Origin of the sequence: Paraburkholderia sediminicola (assembly GCF_902859805.1) — a bacterium.
GTDB lineage: Bacteria > Pseudomonadota > Gammaproteobacteria > Burkholderiales > Burkholderiaceae > Paraburkholderia > Paraburkholderia sediminicola.
The window spans coordinates 67,031-83,566 of sequence record NZ_CADIKC010000014.1; the positions used below are offsets into that span (position 1 = coordinate 67,031).

13 protein-coding genes are annotated in these 16,536 nt (G+C 61.2%); 2 read left to right on the plus strand and 11 right to left on the minus strand.

The genetic code is table 11. The annotated features are described in order from the left end of the window. Positions 1 to 52: 52 nt before the first annotated feature. The 3 genes from R8871_RS33475 to betC all read right to left on the minus strand — a co-directional run bounded on the left by R8871_RS33475 (position 53) and on the right by betC (position 4,076). Entirely contained in the window at positions 53 to 1,201 is a 1,149-nt protein-coding gene (locus R8871_RS33475) for a porin (RefSeq protein ID WP_175054233.1), read from the minus strand. 324 nt (positions 1,202 to 1,525) lie between these two features. Then, on the minus strand, positions 1,526 to 2,479 hold the full coding sequence (locus R8871_RS33480; protein ID WP_175054234.1) for a choline ABC transporter substrate-binding protein: 954 nt from the start codon (positions 2,477 to 2,479) through the stop codon (positions 1,526 to 1,528). Positions 2,480 to 2,519: 40 nt separating this feature from the next. Next, positions 2,520 to 4,076 (minus strand): choline-sulfatase, encoded by a 1,557-nt coding sequence (gene betC / locus R8871_RS33485; RefSeq protein ID WP_175054235.1) that lies wholly within the window; start codon positions 4,074 to 4,076, stop codon positions 2,520 to 2,522. Between the two features lie 152 nt (positions 4,077 to 4,228). On the opposite strand from betC, the gene R8871_RS33490 reads away from it, so the two are divergent. Together R8871_RS33490 and purU are read left to right on the plus strand one after the other, a co-directional pair. After that, a complete protein-coding gene (locus R8871_RS33490; protein WP_175054236.1) occupies positions 4,229 to 5,155 on the plus strand; it encodes a choline sulfate utilization transcriptional regulator in 927 nt (308 codons plus the stop codon). 166 nt (positions 5,156 to 5,321) lie between these two features. After that, positions 5,322 to 6,197: a formyltetrahydrofolate deformylase gene (purU, locus tag R8871_RS33495; RefSeq protein WP_175054237.1), complete on the plus strand. Its 876-nt coding sequence runs from the start codon at positions 5,322 to 5,324 to the stop codon at positions 6,195 to 6,197. Between the two features lie 93 nt (positions 6,198 to 6,290). Here purU and R8871_RS33500 read toward each other — a convergent pair whose 3' ends face one another. From R8871_RS33500 to R8871_RS33535, 8 genes are all read right to left on the minus strand, one after another. Beyond that, positions 6,291 to 7,148, minus strand: a complete 858-nt coding sequence (locus tag R8871_RS33500) for a glycine betaine ABC transporter substrate-binding protein (protein WP_175054238.1) — start codon at positions 7,146 to 7,148, stop codon at positions 6,291 to 6,293. Between the two features lie 138 nt (positions 7,149 to 7,286). Beyond that, the gene (locus tag R8871_RS33505; protein WP_407673243.1) at positions 7,287 to 8,555 is read right to left on the minus strand and encodes an FAD-binding oxidoreductase; all 1,269 of its coding nucleotides are present in this window, start codon (positions 8,553 to 8,555) and stop codon (positions 7,287 to 7,289) included. A 33-nt stretch (positions 8,556 to 8,588) separates the two neighbouring features. Further along, positions 8,589 to 9,899, minus strand: a complete 1,311-nt coding sequence (locus R8871_RS33510) for an aromatic ring-hydroxylating oxygenase subunit alpha (RefSeq protein ID WP_175054239.1) — start codon at positions 9,897 to 9,899, stop codon at positions 8,589 to 8,591. 73 nt (positions 9,900 to 9,972) lie between these two features. Next, positions 9,973 to 10,764 (minus strand): electron transfer flavoprotein subunit beta/FixA family protein, encoded by a 792-nt coding sequence (locus tag R8871_RS33515; protein WP_175054240.1) that lies wholly within the window; start codon positions 10,762 to 10,764, stop codon positions 9,973 to 9,975. Further along, complete coding sequence (locus R8871_RS33520) at positions 10,761 to 11,939, minus strand: electron transfer flavoprotein subunit alpha/FixB family protein (protein ID WP_175054241.1); 1,179 nt, start codon at positions 11,937 to 11,939, stop codon at positions 10,761 to 10,763. Before R8871_RS33520 ends, R8871_RS33515 begins: the two co-directional genes overlap by 4 nt. A 4-nt stretch (positions 11,940 to 11,943) precedes the next feature. Continuing rightward, positions 11,944 to 13,857 carry a (Fe-S)-binding protein gene (locus R8871_RS33525; protein ID WP_175054242.1) on the minus strand — a complete coding sequence of 638 codons (1,914 nt, stop codon included), beginning with the start codon at positions 13,855 to 13,857 and terminating at the stop codon, positions 11,944 to 11,946. Positions 13,858 to 13,859: 2 nt separating this feature from the next. Further along, positions 13,860 to 15,923: an NADH:flavin oxidoreductase gene (locus R8871_RS33530; protein ID WP_171927166.1), complete on the minus strand. Its 2,064-nt coding sequence runs from the start codon at positions 15,921 to 15,923 to the stop codon at positions 13,860 to 13,862. A 37-nt stretch (positions 15,924 to 15,960) separates the two neighbouring features. Beyond that, positions 15,961 to 16,497, minus strand: coding sequence for a DUF5943 domain-containing protein (locus tag R8871_RS33535; protein WP_175054243.1), 537 nt, complete (start codon positions 16,495 to 16,497; stop codon positions 15,961 to 15,963). Positions 16,498 to 16,536 lie beyond the last annotated feature (39 nt).

Genomic DNA, 16,536 nt, shown 5'->3' on the forward strand with positions numbered 1-16,536 from the left:
CCGACACCCCCGCGCTGGCTGGCACTCAAGCGCCAGCCCCGCCACAGTTACCTCAGAACGAATGCCGCATCCCGATCCGCACATCCGACTGCGTATTCGAGGACGACGGCGTAAAGCTGTAGCCGATCACCGCATTCACGCCGTTCGACGCACGTAGATAGTCGCCGGAAACGTACACGTCGGTACGTTTGGACAACAGATAGTGCAGTCCGAGCGAACCCTGATTCCAGTGATTGCCTTCGAAGGCCGTGTGTTGATACCCGCCGTACAGCGACAACGCAGGCGTGAAGTTATACGACGCGCCCCCTTCATAGACCTGCATGTGCGAGGTCTGCCCGAAGCCCTTGATCGTCGTGTACGTGAAATCGCCGGTGAGCATCAGGTTGCCGATCGTATACGCGGCGCCGATCGCGAACGCGCCTTGCTTATCCACCGGGAATGCGGACGAACCATACAGATCGGTCACCGCGCCAGTGGCCGGATCGACGGAAACGGTCGGCTGGCCGAGGAAGGTGTGTGTGCCGATCATTGCGTACGGGTCGAACGCATAGATACCGAACGGATTGTTCAACTGGGTATACGCAACACCCATGTTGAACGGGCCGTGGTCGTAATGCGCACCCACGCTCCAAGCGCTCTTCTGATGGAAGTCACCGGCGGTATTGCCGAACGAATACATGCCGCCGAAGGTGAAGCCGGCAAAATCGTTCGACAGGAACTTCACCGAGTTCGGCAGACGGTCGCCGTTCATCCGGTCGAAGTCGCCCTGGTGAATCGCGTAGCCGCTTGCCCATGCGGAGATGTTGTACAGAAAGACAAACTCTTCGGTCATATCGAGCTGGTTACCGAACGAGAAAGTCCCCCACGAGTTCTTGATGCCGACATAAGCCTGGCGCCCGAATTCAGCGCCACCGAATGCGTATTGCCCATTGCCCAGGTGAAAACCCGATTCGAGCACGAAGACCGCTTGCAAGCCGCCGCCGAGATCTTCCACGCCTTTGAAGCCGATCCGGTTGCCGTACGAAATGCCGTCGTCGAATTTGAACTGGTGTGCGCCACCGGCGTTGTTCACGTAGGTGATACCGGCGTCCAGAATCCCGTACAAGGTGACGCTGCTTTGCGCATGGACCGCCGTCGGTGCGCATACCGCGCTTGCCGCGAGGGCGAGTCCCGAAAGACTAACGGCATTTTTCTTCTTCATCTAGTTCTCCCCTGCTCTTTGCCTGCGTATTTCGTTAGATAAAGCGATCCCTGCTGCGTGTTGTCTTCCAACGCGCGGCGCTTCTCGCATGACGGGCAGTTCGAAATCGGCTGAGACTGATTGAAACGGATTGAAGCTCACTAACGCTGACCTAGCCGACTAAACCTCAATTAGTCGGCCGGGCTGTTTGAAGCTATCGGCACTGCATACGATGATCTGTATGCCTGCATCGACGGGTCAAGAATAAGTGTCCAGATTTAAGAGGATTCGACCGGATGCGACATGAATCTGTCGAGTAGCGACCTCGCGTCACGAATGCCGGCGTTATTTCACACCGAGTGCGGTCTGCACTGCTTGCAAACCGTTGGCGCCGCTAGCGGTGTTCACGCCGTCGAGCCATGATTTCAGCAATTCGGGGTGGCGCTTGAGCGCTTCGGTGGCGGCCGTGTCGACACCGGTCTTCTTCTCGAGCACCTCGGTGATCACGCCGTTCTCCAGATCGACATTGAACGTGAGTTGCCTGAACAGGCGTCCGACATTCGGACACTGCTCGGCATACCCGCTACGCGCGACGGTGTTGACCGTGGCGCCGCCATAGTTCGGCCCGAAGTACCTGTCACCGCCGTCGAGGTACGTCAGCTTGAACTTCGTGTTCATCAGATGCGGCTCCCAAGCAAGGAACACGATCCATTTCTTCTCACGTACCGCGCGCTCGACTTGCGTGAGCATGCCGGTCTCGCTCGACTCGACGAGCTTCCAGCTGCCGAGCCCGTATGCCTTGTCGTCAACCATCTTCTTGATGTTCTGATTGGCCGGCGCGCCCGGCTCGATGCCGTAGATCTTGCTGTCGAACTTGTCGGCGTTCTTCGCAAGGTCCGCGAATGAATGCACGCCGGCCGCCGCCACGTAGTCAGGCACCGCGAGCGTGAACTTCGCGTTGCTCAAATTCGGATGCACAACCTCGATTGACTTCTCATCCTCGAAGGGCTTCACGACCGGTGCTTGCGCCGGCATCCAGTTGCCGAGAAACACGTCGATCTGGCCTTTCTTCAGGCCTTGGTAGGTAATCGGCACCGACAGGTTCGACACGTTCTGATGGTAGCCGAGCGCCTTCAACAGCACGCCGGTCATTGCATTGGTCGCGTCGATGTCTGTCCAGCCGGGACCCGCCATGTTGACCTGCGTGCAGGACTGCGGTTCGGCCGCTGCAGCAAAGGTGGCCGCCGCGCACAGCAGCGCAACGCCGGATACAGCCTGTTTGAAGAGCTTTTTCATCATGTCGGCTTCCTGTGGGTAGGTTGAATCTTGAGCGGAGACTTCACCGCGTTACGGCGGGAAAACGCGCCATCGCTTCGAGCGTGTCGAGGTCGATGTGATTGCGCATATAGCGCTGACTCGCATCGACATGCGGCTGCCAGTCCCATGACGCAACCGTGCCTTGTGTTGTGGCCTCAAAATGGAAGCGGCGGCGGCGCTGGCTTTTCAGTACTTCGTTGTGCAGCGCGGCGAGGTTCCAGCGTCGGGCGACCTCCTCGCGAAATGCCGCGATTTGTGATTCGTATTCGGCGTACGTCGCAAGGTTCTCGCGTTCGAGTGGGTCCGATGTTACGTCGTACAGCTGGTCAGGATCGGCCGGTGTGTGAATGAATTTGAAGCGCCCGCGGCGCAGCATCACTATTGGCGCTATAGCGCCTTCCGCCAGGTATTCGCCGATCGCTTCGTCGTGGCCGCCGTGCGCACCTTGTTTGGCTTGTATGCCACGCAGATGCGGTACGAGGCTTTGACCATCGAGCGAATCCGGCCAGCTTGCGGGTTGTTCGCCACGCGCCAATTCCACTAACGTGGGCAGCAGATCGAGATGCGAGACCGACTCGTGCACGCGATGCGCGTCGAACTGCTGCGGGGCATGAACAATCAAGGGCACGCGGCAGCCCCCTTCGAAGAACGTCATCTTGTACCAGAGCCCACGCTCGCCGAGCATCTCACCATGATCGGACGTCACCACGATAACGGTGTCTTTCGCGAGCCCTGACTGTTCGAGCGCCTCGAGGATCGCACCGAACTGGTCATCGACATAAGAGATTGCGCCGTAATAAGCGCGTCTCGCATTGCGGATTTGCTGGTCGGTCGGCGGCGTGCGGTCGGTTTCGCAGACGTGGCGCAGGCGCTTCGAGTGCGGATCGGCTTCATCGAGCGAATCACGATGCGCGGGCAAATCGATGTCCTCATCCGTATACATGTCCCAGTACTTCCGTGGAATCGCGTACGGGTCATGCGGATGCGTCAGCGAGGCGACCATGCAGAACGGCCTTGCATCTTTGCCGGCATGCCGCTCACGCGCGATATCGAAGAGCTTCTGCCGCGTGGTGAACGTGACTTCATCGTCGAAGTCCAGTTGGTTCGTGCGCACGCACGGACCTGCGTCGATTACCGAACTCATGTTGTGGTACCACGTGGGACGCGTTTCGAAATCGTCCCAGTTCGGGGTCCAACCGAAGTCAGCGGGATAGATGTCGGTTGTGAGCCGCTCTTCAAATCCGTGCAGTTGATCGGCGCCGCAGAAATGCATTTTGCCGGACAGGATCGTGCGATATCCTTCGGCGCGCAGATAATGCGCGAACGTCAGCGTTTGCGACGGAAATTCTGCTGCATTGTCATAGGCACCGATCGCGGACGGCAGCTTGCCCGACAAAAAAGAAAAGCGCGACGGCGCGCACAGTGGACTCGCGCAGTACGCCGAGTCGAATACCACGCCCTGCTTCGCAAGGCGATCGAGATTGGGGGTCTTGGTTAGACGATGTCCGTATGCAGCAAGCGCAAACGGCGTCATCTGGTCGGCCATCAGAATAAGGATATTCTGTTTCGTGTCATGCATTGGAGCGTGCCTCGAATAGAATCGCAAGTAGGGGTGCGGGTGTCGCTGCAAGCGGGATAACCGGTGTGCCGGTCCTCGCGTGAACACCACTATTGCCGTCCAATTCGCCGCTGTGAAGACGGCAATTCGTTATGTGCCTATAAGGGGGGCTTATGTCGAGGCAGGATCGCTTGCCGCCAATGCAGGCGCTGACGATGTTCGAATCCGCAGCGCGTCTCGCGAGCTTCACGGCGGCTGCACGCGAGCTGGGCTCGACGCAGCCGGCGGTTAGTCAGCGCGTAGTGCAACTCGAAGAAGCACTCGGTGTGCCGTTGTTCGAACGCGGCCATCGCGGCGTCACGTTGACGGAAGATGGTGTGCGCCTCTTCGAAGCAGTGCGCAACGCCCTCGACACCATCCGCCTCGCCACCGCCGAGATCCGCGCGCGGCGCACGCCGCAAACCCTTACGCTCTCCACCGACTTCGGTTTCGCGACCTACTGGCTGATGCCGCGGCTTTCGCAATTCAAGGCGCTGATGCCGGACGTCGACGTCAAGATCATCACGTCGCAGAGCGTATTCGATCCAGCGCGCGATCCATCGCACGATCAGACGGACATTGCGATTGCGTTCGGCGATGAAGATGCGGACTTGAGCGCGCGAGGCGCGCTCAAGCTATTTCCTGAGCGCGTCACGCCGGTGTGCAGTCCGGTTTTTCTCGCGGCGCACCCGCAATTGCGCGCGCCGTCAGACCTGTTGAGCTTGCCGCTGCTGCATCTGGAACCGACCCAGCCGGCACGCTGGCTGTCGTGGGCCGACTGGTTCGCGGCTCAAGGTCTGGATGCACCGGCCGCACATCGCGGCATCACGTTCAACAGCTTTACGCTCGTAGCCCACGCGGCGATCATGGGCCAGGGCATCGCGCTTGGGTGGGCGCCACTGGTCGACGAACTGCTTGCCACGGGGCAGCTCGTCGAACTGTTTGACACGCCTGTCGTGACCGGGCGCGGCTATCTGCTCGTCACGCAGCGCGCGGCAACACCGGCGGTCAGCGCCTTTCGCCAATGGCTGCTCGGCGAATGTGGGTTCGATGCCGAGTGAGCACGGCAAGCCGTCAATGCCGTGCGCCACCGCCCCACCCTCCCCTGACGCTCCCATTCCAGCGCGACGGCGGTTAGCTTCTATCCCCCTGCACCGCTGATTTGCTCTACTGCGATGATGCATGCCGCGCCCCGCGGCGTCGCCCTATTGCCTAAGTGGAGAGCGCATGTCCGCCGATTCCCGTCCCGATCAACTGGTTCTCACCGTCGCCTGTCCGAGCGCAGCGGGCCAGGTTGCCGCCGTCGTCGGCTTTCTCGACCGGCATCATTGCTATATCGACGAACTGACCGTTTTCGACGACGACCTCAGCGAACGCTTTTTCGTACGCTGCGTGTTTCATGGCGTCGACACCAACGAGACCCTGCACATCGCGGCACTCAAGCGCGAATTCCAGTCGATCGCCGAACGCTTTCAGATGACATGGGCGATGCATGACGTCGGCACACGGCCGAAAGTGCTGATCATGGTGTCGAAACTCGAACACTGTCTCGCCGATCTGCTGTTCCGCTGGCGCATGGGCGAGCTGAAAATGGATATTGTCGGCATCGGCTCGAATCATCGCGATCTGGAGCCACTCGCGCAGCAGCACGGCTTGCCGTTCCACCATCTGCCGATCAGCGCCGATACCAAGCCCCAACAGGAAGCGCGTTTGCTCGATCTGTTCGAGACCTCAGGCGCCGAGCTGATGATTCTTGCGCGCTACATGCAGATTCTCTCGGGCGAAACGAGCCGTGCGCTAGCGGCACGTGCGATCAACATCCACCATTCGTTTTTGCCCGGCTTCAAAGGCGCCAAGCCTTACCACCAGGCGCATACGCGCGGCGTAAAACTGATCGGCGCAACCGCGCACTTCGTCACTGACGATCTCGACGAAGGTCCGATCATCGAACAGGTCGTGGAGCGCGTCGATCACTCGTACAGCCCCGACCGGCTGCTGGCGACGGGACGTGACGTCGAATGCATCACGCTTGCGCGGGCCGTGAAGGCGTTTATCGAGCGACGCGTATTTATCAACGGCGATCGGACAGTCGTGCTGCAATAAAAAAACGCCGCTGAAAAGCGGCGTTCTCTGTCGTACGTGTCGTACGAGTTGCCGCTCAAAACAAGCGGCAACTCACCCACGTGAAATACGAAATCACTTCACCCAGCTATCCACACGATCTCCGTGCGCGCTGATCCACGCATCGGCAGCAGCCGTCGGCTTCTCGCCGTTCTGCGTCGCCAGCATCACGCTGTCGATCTCGCCTGGTTTCCATTGAAACTTCTTGAGGAACGCGACGACCGTGGGCGCCTTCGTCGCCAGTTCGGGATTCACGACGCTATCCACGTGCTCCGCTTCGCCGAACACCTTCTTCGGATCCTCGAGGAATTTGAGCTTGTACTTCGCGAACATCCAGTGCGGCTTCCAGCCGGTGACGATGATCGGCTTGCTCGCCGCTTCCGAACGCGCCAGTTCAGCGGTCATCGCGCTGCCCGAACTCGGCATCAGCTGATAGTCGAGCCCGTAGGCCTTGATCGCCTCGCTGGTTTTCTGCATCACACCTGCGCCGGCATCGATACCGACAATACGCGAGCCGAATTCCGTTTTCTTCGCTTCGAGATCTCCGACGCTCTTCACGTCGGCGTTGTCCGGCACAATCAGGCCGATCTTCGCATCATTGAAGTTGGGACCCAGGTCGACGACTTTATCCTTGAAGTTGTTCCAGTACGCGCCGTGCGTGACCGGCAGCCATGCGGACAGCGTCGCGTCGAGGTCGCCGCGCGCCACGCCTTGCCACATCACACCGGCCGCGACCGGCACGAGCTGCACCTGATAGCCGAGGCGCTTTTCGATCACGCGCGCGGCGACATTTGTGGTTGCAACGCTGTCGTCCCAACCCTCCACATAGCCGATCTTGATGGTCGGCTTGGTATCGGCCGACACACTCACGCTGCTTGCCGTCAGCGCCGCACTCAATGCGGTCAACACGAATATCTTTCTGATCAGTCTCATCGCCCTTCTCCCGTTCGCCGTCCAAAACTACCCATTGAGCATTTAGAATCGCTAACCAGAATTGCCGGGTAGCGTTGTTTTCCGACATCCAGTTGTCCGCAGGCGACTTCGACAGAAAGTAGCGGCCCCGCTCTTGTCTTACTTATCGACGACGAGATCGCTCAACGGCTTGCTGCAGCACAGCAGCACCATGCCCTGATCGACTTCGCGCTGACGAATCCCGCCAGCGTGTTTCATTGCGACTTCACCGGACACCAGCTTCACCTTGCAAGTGCCACACATGCCCTGGGTGCATGAGGATGGGAGCCGTATGCCGGCTTTCTTCGCCGCATCGAGTACATGCTGGCCGCTGCCGCATTCGATTTCGCGATTGCTTTTGGCGAAGCTCACCTTGAATGTCGTTTCAATTTCCGCCGGCGTGACTGGCACCTGCGCGGGTGCAAATCCCGCCGCGTGATCACGCGCTTCAATAAAGCTCTCCGCGCTAGCTGTGGGAGCCTGCAACGCATCGCCGACATGCGCGGTAGTCAATTGCGCAGCTACTTCACTGATCGTCTCGAACGAGAAGCTTTCCTCGTGGTAGTGGCTGCGATCGAAGCCGCCTTCGTCCAGCAGGTGACGGACCGCCTGCATATACGGCGCCGGACCGCAGGTGAAGATCTCACGATCGAGAAAATCCGGCGCGATGAGCTTAAGCAGCGGCAACGTCAGAAAACCGGTGACACCTGGCCAGTTCGTGCGCGCACCGACCCGCTCACAGACAAACGCTGTGCGGAAATTGGCCTGATTCGATGCAATCAGATCGAGTTCGCGCGCGAAGATAATGTCGTCCGGCGTGCGCGCGCTGTGCACAAAGACGATGTCGCTATCATCGCCAAGCTCGTGATGCGCGCGGCTCATCGACATCAGCGGCGTAACCCCAGAGCCCGCGGACAGGAACAGAAACTTGCGCGCCGGATGGCGCGCACAGGTGAACTCGCCGGACGGCCCCAGCACACGAACCTGCGTACCCGCGTGCAGATTGTCGTGCAGCCAGTTCGACACCTTGCCACCCGGCACGCGCTTCACGGTGATGGAGATGGTGTGCGGACGCGTGGGCGGCGAGGAGATCGTATAGCAACGATTCACGGCTTCGCCATCGATCTCCAACTCCAGCGTGATGAACTGCCCTGGCTCGAACACGAACGCCCGCTCGGACGGTGCGCGAAAGAAAAAGCTCTTGACGTCGTGCGTTTCCTGGCGGACCTGGCAGCACACCAGCGTCTCGTCGGTATCGCTGTTCCAACGCGCCGGCAACGTCTCCCAGAACCGCGGTTGCGTCACCCGGCTCGAAGTTTCGCGGCTCGACACCTCGCGGTTTGGAGCCTGCTCGGGGCTGAGCTGAAGCGTCGCCTGATCGCGCATCATTATTTTCTCCCGCTCCTGGTTGCGGTATCGCGCTCAGCGCATGAACGACACGACTTTTTCGCCGTGGGAAACCGGCGTGTCGCCGGCATCATGGGTTTGGGGCGTATTGCTGTATTCCGCCATACGGCCGATGTACCACTCGCAGAACTTCTCGACGAGACCTTCGGTGAACGGCGAATACGGACCCGGTTCGTAAGCGCTGCTGGTTGCGCCGCGTTGCGAGTACTCCACCAGCGCCCGATCCTGATCATTGGTGGCGCGCCACACGGCCGTGAGGTTGTTCACGTCGTAATCGATGCCTTCGCGTGCATCCTTGTGGACAAGCCACTTGGTGCGCACCAGTGTCTTACCCGCCGACAACGGAATCACCGAAAAGCTGACGATATGATCGCTCATGAAGTGGTGCCACGAATTCGGCTGCGTCCAGAACGAGAGGCCACCGAGGTCGGCCTGCTCGAAACCACCGAGCAACTTCTTCGAGGCCACCTTCGCATCCATGGTCTGCGATTCGCCGTCGCGATCGAGCGGCAGGCGTTGCGTGCGAAAGCCCGTCACCAGATCCGCCAGGCGGTCGATTTCCGCCGACGGCAGTTTCATCGCCTCCCATTGCGCGGTACGGCGCGCCACGGTCTCCTCGAACGCGGCCATGCCTTCTTCGTTGGCGGGCGTACGTTGATAGCCGAAGCCGTATTCGTAAAGCGAAATCGTCAGTTCAGGATGGTTCGCAACGCAGTGGTAGCACTCGCGATTGTTCTCCATCGTGAGCTTCCAGTTGCCCTCTTCGATGATGTCGATCGACGCCGCGACCTTGCAGCCCGCGAGATCGTGCGGCAATAGATACGGTTCCATCGCGGCGCGCATTACGGCGAAGTCGGCGGGCGGTTCGTCCGCGAGACAGATGAAGATCAGACCGGCGAGATTCTGGAGGTGCACCGCTTTCAGGCTGTGTTTGCAGCGGTCGAACTGATCGCCCATATGCTCGGCGAACATCAGATCGCCGTTCAGGTTGTAGGTCCAGCTGTGATACGGGCAGACGATATTGCCAAGCGAACCCTTGTCCGTATTACACAAACGCGCGCCACGATGCCGGCAAACGTTATGGAACGCCCGCACCTGCATGTCGTCGTCGCGTACGATCAGAATCGAATCGTTACCGATTTCCACCGTGATGTAGTCGCCCGGCTCGGGAACGTCCGGTTCCACCGCCACCTGAATCCAGTGCTTGCGGAAAATCGCCTCCATGTCGAGCGCGAAAATTTCCTCGCCCGTATAGAACGGCGCTTCCAGCGTGTGATTCTTTTTGCGGCGTTCGATCATTGCGCGAACGTCTGCCGAAACTTTCATTGTGTGCTCCGTTGCATGTCACGTCTGGCGCTGCGCCAGGCCCTCCTGGTCGCATGCTGGCCCGAACCGGAAATCAGTAATCCACGAGTTGATGCTCGCGCAAATACGCGAGGATCACTTGTGCTTTTTCGACGGAACTCCCTTCAATTACGACGCTGCCGCCACGGCTTTCGGTCGTCGTCGCCGAGAGCATGCGAGCATGCCCTGAGCGCTTTTCGGCGGCGGCGAGACGCACCGGCTTGGCGGTCGCGGGACGGGTGGTCCACGCGGGTTCGTCGGGGTTGGCGGCGGGCGGCCTTCCGGGCGTTGTTGTGGCAACCGGACGGATCGTGCCTTCGCGCAGCCTTGCATAGGCGTAGCTCGGCGCCGTATTGGCCATCGGATGCACCGCAATCAAGGCCGGTAACCGCACTTCGACACGGCGGCGTAAGCCTTTCGGCATGAATTGCCGGACTTCGGCGCAGCCGTCGCGAATCGTCAGATCAACCGCTGCGCCGACCAGTGGCATCTCGAGCGCACTCGCTACTTGATACGGCAGCATGCCGCTATCGAAGGCGCCTTCCGCGCGGGTGCCGGTCAATACGAGGTCGTAGCCTTGCAAACGCGTGCCGAGCGGCGCTATCGCATCGCCCTGGAATTCAGGCGTTGCCGGAACCTCCAGCACCTCGACAGTGCGCGCGCCGAGTGCCAGATATTCCTTGAGCGCGGGGTTCGACGGGTCGCCCGCGTGCAGCACGTCGAGCGTCGCGCCGTGCGTTTTGGCGAGCGCGAGCGCGATCGTCAGCGCCGCGGCGTCGTTACGGCTGTAGCGCGCCGTGCCGCTGACCGGGTGCCGCCCCACGGAGACCAGTACGGCGATTTTCATGCAAGCGCTCCTTCCGCAACAGCCGTTGAATTCAATAACGCAGCCCCCGTGCCGCGAGCCGTGCGTGCAGCCGCCGCGGCTTCATTCAGCGCCGCAATGGTTTCCTGCGCGTCGGCGATGACGGTCAGATTCGCGCGTTTGGCGATTGGCGCGCTGGCGTCGAGATTCACCGCGATCACGTGCCGGCAATCCTTGATGCCCTGCAAATGCTGAACGGCGCCGGAAATGCCGAACGCGATATAAACGCTCGCTTCAACGGTCTTGCCGGTGGCGCCAATCTGCTTGTCACGGGTGAACTTACCGTCGTCCACCGCGACGCGGCTTGCACCGATCGCAGCGCCTAGCGTGGTCGCAAGACGTTCGAACGCGGGCACATCGCTAACGCCATTGCCCGCCGAAACGATGAAATCCGCTTCTTCGAGCGCGAGCTGGGCGGCGTCGATTTCCTCGATGCCAAGATCGCGCACGACGCCTTTGGACGATGCCGGCTCGCCATCGAAACGCCACACCACTCGCTCGCCCGCGCCCACGAACGGCAGCTTCGGATCGACCGCATTCGGTGCAAGCAACACAACCTCCGGCAGCGCGCGTACGGCGAACGCTGTATTCGTCTGAATATAAACAGCGACATGGGCCGCATCGATCTCGATGACATGCGTCGCGACGCTCGCGTTCGCGGCTGCCGCATAACGGCGGCCGAGGTCGCCGTCACCGGTGGCGTTGTCGGGCAGGAAAATGTGAGCCGGCGCATAGGCGGCGACGCACGCAGCCAGTGCGTTCAGCTCGTCCAGCGGCGCGAAAACACGGCGGTCGAACATTGGCAACTCGATCAGCTTGTCGGCGCCGAGTGCGGCGGCGTCGCCGCTGAACTCACCGAATACGAGCAGTACGACTTCGGTTGTCGCGTCCGCGATCAACGCGGCGGCGGCCAGAGTCTGGCGCGCGTGATCGTCGAGCGCGCCGCGGTCCGCGTGAGCGGCTACCAGCAGAACACGCTGCGCCGCAGCCGTCGTGCGGCGCGGTTTTGCGTGCTCGCGATGCGTCGACCCCGTCGAACCATGCGCTGCCAGTTCCGTCGAGCCGGCAACAGCCGTCGCGCCGAGCGTAATGCGCCTGAGCCCTTCAGCCGTAATCGTGAACGGCCGGCGCGGATCGATTCGTTTGAGATTGTTCATGGCCTTACTCCAGCGCCGCTGCAACCAGTTCGGCGACGTCCAGTACTTCCGGACGCGGGCCGACCACGCCTTCGAGCATCGCCGTGCAATTCGGGCAACCCACCGCGACGATTTCGGCGTTGATCGCGCGGGCGTCGTCGATACGGATGTCAGGAATGCGTTTTTTCCCGGGGATGTCAGTCAATGGCGCGCCGCCGCCACCGCCGCAGCAACGTCCACGCATGCCATTGCGTTCCATCTCGACCACCTTGATGCCGATGGATTTCAGCAACCGGCGCGGCGCTTCCGTTTCACCGTTATAGCGGCCCAGATAGCACGGATCGTGATACGTGATCTTGCGGTCCGCGAACGCAGCGACGGCCTTCGGCGACAGCTTGCCGCTCGATACCAGTTCTTCGATCAACGCCGTGTGATGCTGGACCTTGTAGAAGCCGCCGAGCGCGCGATATTCGTTGCGCAGGCTATGCAGCACATGCGGATCTGCGGTAACGATCTTGCGGAACGAGTACTGAGACAGCGTGTCGATCAGCCGTTGTGCGAGTTGCTGGAAAGTCGCTTCGTCGCCGAGACGCCGTGCCGTATCGCCGGTATCGGTTTCGACACCACCGAGCACCGCGTAGTCGATTCCGGCCCGATTCAGGACCTTGATCAGTGCACGCAGCGTGCGCTGATAGCGCATGTCGAACGCACCTTCACCGGCAATCAACAGCACGTCCACCTGCCGACCCGGTTGCGCGACCTGTACCTGCAGATCAACCGCCCAGTCGTAACGCGCCCTGATGTCGTAACCATTCGAACTGCCAGTCTCACGAAGATTGGCGAGCGTGATCGGGCCTTTGCCGGGTACCGTGCCTTCAACCAGCGTCTGGTTGCGGCGCATATCCACGATCGCGTCGACGTGTTCGATCAACATCGGGCATTCCTGCACACACGCGCGGCAGGTGGTGCACGACCACAGCGTGTCTGCTTCGATCAGACTCGACACAAGTGGCTTGCCCGGCGCGCCACTATGCTTGCCGACCGGAATGCCTGGCGTCGGGCTGCCTGCGTAAGCCTCGTCCGTGCCACCTACCATGCCCGTGACGAGATCCTGAATCAGTTTCTTCGGATTGAGCGGCTGCCCGGCGGCAAACGCAGGGCACGCCGCTTCGCACTTGCCGCATTGCACGCACGCGTCGAAACTCAGCAACTGGTTCCAGCGAAACTCGACCGGCTTGCCGACACCGTATTCCTTCGCGTCGAGCAGTGGCGCCTTCAGCGCGGTCGGCGGCACCATGTCGTTGTCGTTACGCTCTGCAAAGCGCTCCTGACGCGGATGAAACGCGAGGTGCAGCAGCCCGGCGAGCGCATGTTTCATCGGACCGCCGCGAGCCGCGCCGAAGGTCATCGTGAACGCGCCGACTGCGATCAGCAACGCGACGATAATCGCCAAAGCACCCGACATCGCCGCCGCCGGCAGTGCAATAAACAGCGCCAACCCGAGCGCGAACGACCCAAGCAGCAGCGGCAGATGATCCCACGGCCCACGCGAAAGCCGCGCCGGCACCGCCTTCGCGCCATGCCGCCGACGCCAGACGAACACTGCGCCGACCAGCATCACCAGCGCGGCCAGAAAGATCAGCTTGTCGAGCCACGGGGAGTAGATCGCGAGACCATAGTTGACGAACACCAGCGCCATCGCGAGGATCGCGCCGCCCGCCGTCGCCACGTGTGTCTTCGCGATGTACGGGTCGCGTGCAACCACGTGGTGCAGGTCGACGAAATAGCGCTTCGGGATCGCCAGCAGATTGGTCCAGCCGTACGCACCCGCCGCCGTGGCGCGGCCTTCACGCCAGTAGGCAGCGCGTTTGGCGAGCGCAAATGCGAGGCCCGCCACCGACAACCACAGCAGGACGGTGATGACAAACGCGGGGCTCATCGTCAGAAATCCTTGCAAAGGCGCAGCGCGTCATAGATCGCGCCGTGAATGTTGTGCATGGAAATGCAGTCGCCGACGCGGAACAGCAGGAAGCGACCGTTGCCGAGTTCTTCGCTGAGCGACGGTTGCGGCTCGGACGCGAAGAGCTTGTGCACGTCCACCTGGCCGCGATTCACCGATTCCGGCTTGAGCGCCCAGTAAAGCTGGTCGTTCGGCGTGCTGCCGTTTTCGATCACCACCTGATCGACCGCCCGCTCTTCCTGCTCTTCCGTGTACTCGTTGCGGATCACGGCGATCTTCTTGCCGTCTTCCTCGTACACCTTGTCGAGCCAGTAGTTCGGCGTGTGAATCACGCCTTGCGCATAGAGGCGTCGATAGAAAATCGGGAACGTGGTGCCGCCCACATCGTCGGCGACCTTCACGTCGGGCGTGACGATCTCGACGTTCGAGCCGCGGCTCGACATGAAATCCGCGACGCCCGCGCCGGCATGCGTGCTGACGCCGTCATACACCAGCACGTTCTTGCCCGGTTCGACCTTGCCCGACAACACATCCCATGAACTGACCGCGAGCCCTTCTTCGACGCCCCACGCCGCGACTTGCGACGTGAACGATGAACCACCCGTGGCCAGCACGACGATGTCCGGCTTCTCGGCCATGATGGTTTTTTCGTCGGCGGCGACACCGAGACGGCGATCGACACCGAGGCGTTTCGTTTCCATATCGAACCAGCGCACGATGCCCGCCATCTGCTCGCGTTGCGGCGCTTTCGCGGCCAGCATGATCTGGCCGCCGACATAGTCGTTCTTCTCGAACAGCACCACGTCATGACCGCGCGACTTCGCCACGCGCGCTGCTTCCAGCCCTGCCGGACCGGCACCGACCACGACCACCTTGCGTTTCGGCCCACGTGTCTTCGCGATCACGTGCGGCATGGTTTCTTCACGCGATGTCGCGGCGTTCTGCACGCACAGCACATCCAGACCGTTGTACTGGCGGTCGATGCAATAGTTCGCGCCGACGCATTGCTTGATTTCGTCCTCGCGGCCGTCGCGGATCTTGATGACCATATGCGGATCGGCGATCTGCGCGCGCGTCATACCGACCAGATCGACCATGCCGCTCGCGAGCAGACGTTCCGCCTGCCCCGCATCGCGAATGCTTTGCGCATGCATGACCGGCAGCTTCACGACCGACTTGATGCCGGCGGCCAGATGGACAAACGGCTCGGGTGGCAACGCCATCGGCGGCATGCAGTTCGCCAGGGTGTTGTGCGTATCCGCGCCGGAACCGATCACGCCGAGATAATCGATCAGGCCGCTTTCGCTCATCGCCTGCGCGATCTCTTTCAACTGTTCGTGATCGAGACCGTCTTCATGGAATTCGTCGCCACACATGCGCAAACCAACGCAGAAATCCGCACCCACCGCTTCGCGCACGGCCTTCAACACTTCCGTGCCGAAGCGCAGGCGATTCTCGAGCGATCCGCCCCATTCGTCGGTACGGAAATTCGTGCGCGGGCTCCAGAATTGATCGATCAGATGCTGGTGCGCCGCCGAAATCTCGATGCCGTCCATGCCGGCATCCTTCACACGCTTCGCGGCCGCCGCAAAGTCCGTGATGATGCGGCGAATCTCTTCCACTTCGATGATCTTCGCATTGCCGCGGTGCACCGGCTCACGCACGCCTGACGGCGACATCAGATGCGGCCAATGCTCGCCATGAAACGCCGAACGGCGGCCCATGTGGGTGGCCTGAATCATGATCTTCGCGCCGTGCTGATGCATGGCTTCGGCGAGCCGCGCGAGCGGATCGATGATCTTGTCGGTCGAGAGATTCACCGACTTCCACCAGCCTTGCGGGCTGTCGATCGATACCGGGCTCGAGCCGCCGCACACGGCGAGGCCGACGCCGCCCTTGGCCTTCTCTTCGTAGTAACGGATATAACGGTCGCCGGGCAGACCGCCCGGTTCCGCATACACCTCGGCGTGCGCGGTGCTGACGATGCGGTTGCGCAACGTCAGTTTGTTCAGCGTGAGAGGCTTGAAAAGGTTCGGGTAACGCATCGCGATCGACCTCGGAATGGATAGGCTTTGTGCGTTTTTACGACGCGAGCGGCGAGACTTCGAACACGCAGTAATCGTGGCCTTCGGCCGCGCAGCGCGCTTCCTGCGAATGGGACGGCGGACCCTTACGCTGTCCATCCGGCGCCGTGTCGTTGACCCAGTCCATCGCGCCCGCGAACCAGCCGGCGAACATGTAGCAAAGCTTGCCTTCCTTGCCCGGCTGCGCCAGCACGAACGACGAGTGATGCAGCTCAATGCGGGCACGCGAGCTGGACGGATCGGCTTCCGTAATCGTGAAGAGGCCCCAGCCACGTTGCGACAGGCGGTTCAGGTAATGCTCGAACACCGCCATGCCGGCAATACCGTGCTGTTTTGCTTCCTTGTCGCACCAGAAATACGCGGACTTGTAGCCGGCTTTGTAGAGAATCTCGGCATACGTGTCGATGCCGAGCGCTTCCTCGACAGCGGTGTGGTTGTTCGTGAAGAAGTGACGCGGCACGTAAAGCATCGGCAGCGCGTCGGTGGTCCAGACGCCGGTATTCGGATCGACGTCGATAGGCAGTTGGGGTTGCATGTGGGGCTCCGTCTTTATAGATTCAGGTTCGGTTTCAGT

Excerpts from the sequence above, each read along its gene's own strand:
- betC (WP_175054235.1), bottom strand. The coding sequence starts at position 4,076 with ATGCATGACACGAAACAGAATATCCTTATTCTGATGGCCGACCAGATG.
- R8871_RS33500 (WP_175054238.1), bottom strand. The coding sequence starts at position 7,148 with ATGAGACTGATCAGAAAGATATTCGTGTTGACCGCATTGAGTGCGGCG.
- R8871_RS33520 (WP_175054241.1), bottom strand. The coding sequence starts at position 11,939 with ATGAACAATCTCAAACGAATCGATCCGCGCCGGCCGTTCACGATTACG.
- R8871_RS33515 (WP_175054240.1), bottom strand. The coding sequence starts at position 10,764 with ATGAAAATCGCCGTACTGGTCTCCGTGGGGCGGCACCCGGTCAGCGGC.
- R8871_RS33505 (WP_407673243.1), bottom strand. The coding sequence starts at position 8,555 with ATGATGCGCGATCAGGCGACGCTTCAGCTCAGCCCCGAGCAGGCTCCA.
- R8871_RS33510 (WP_175054239.1), bottom strand. The coding sequence starts at position 9,899 with ATGAAAGTTTCGGCAGACGTTCGCGCAATGATCGAACGCCGCAAAAAG.
- R8871_RS33535 (WP_175054243.1), bottom strand. The coding sequence starts at position 16,497 with ATGCAACCCCAACTGCCTATCGACGTCGATCCGAATACCGGCGTCTGG.
- R8871_RS33530 (WP_171927166.1), bottom strand. The coding sequence starts at position 15,923 with ATGCGTTACCCGAACCTTTTCAAGCCTCTCACGCTGAACAAACTGACG.
- R8871_RS33490 (WP_175054236.1), top strand. The coding sequence starts at position 4,229 with ATGTCGAGGCAGGATCGCTTGCCGCCAATGCAGGCGCTGACGATGTTC.
- R8871_RS33475 (WP_175054233.1), bottom strand. The coding sequence starts at position 1,201 with ATGAAGAAGAAAAATGCCGTTAGTCTTTCGGGACTCGCCCTCGCGGCA.
- R8871_RS33480 (WP_175054234.1), bottom strand. The coding sequence starts at position 2,479 with ATGATGAAAAAGCTCTTCAAACAGGCTGTATCCGGCGTTGCGCTGCTG.
- purU (WP_175054237.1), top strand. The coding sequence starts at position 5,322 with ATGTCCGCCGATTCCCGTCCCGATCAACTGGTTCTCACCGTCGCCTGT.
- R8871_RS33525 (WP_175054242.1), bottom strand. The coding sequence starts at position 13,857 with ATGAGCCCCGCGTTTGTCATCACCGTCCTGCTGTGGTTGTCGGTGGCG.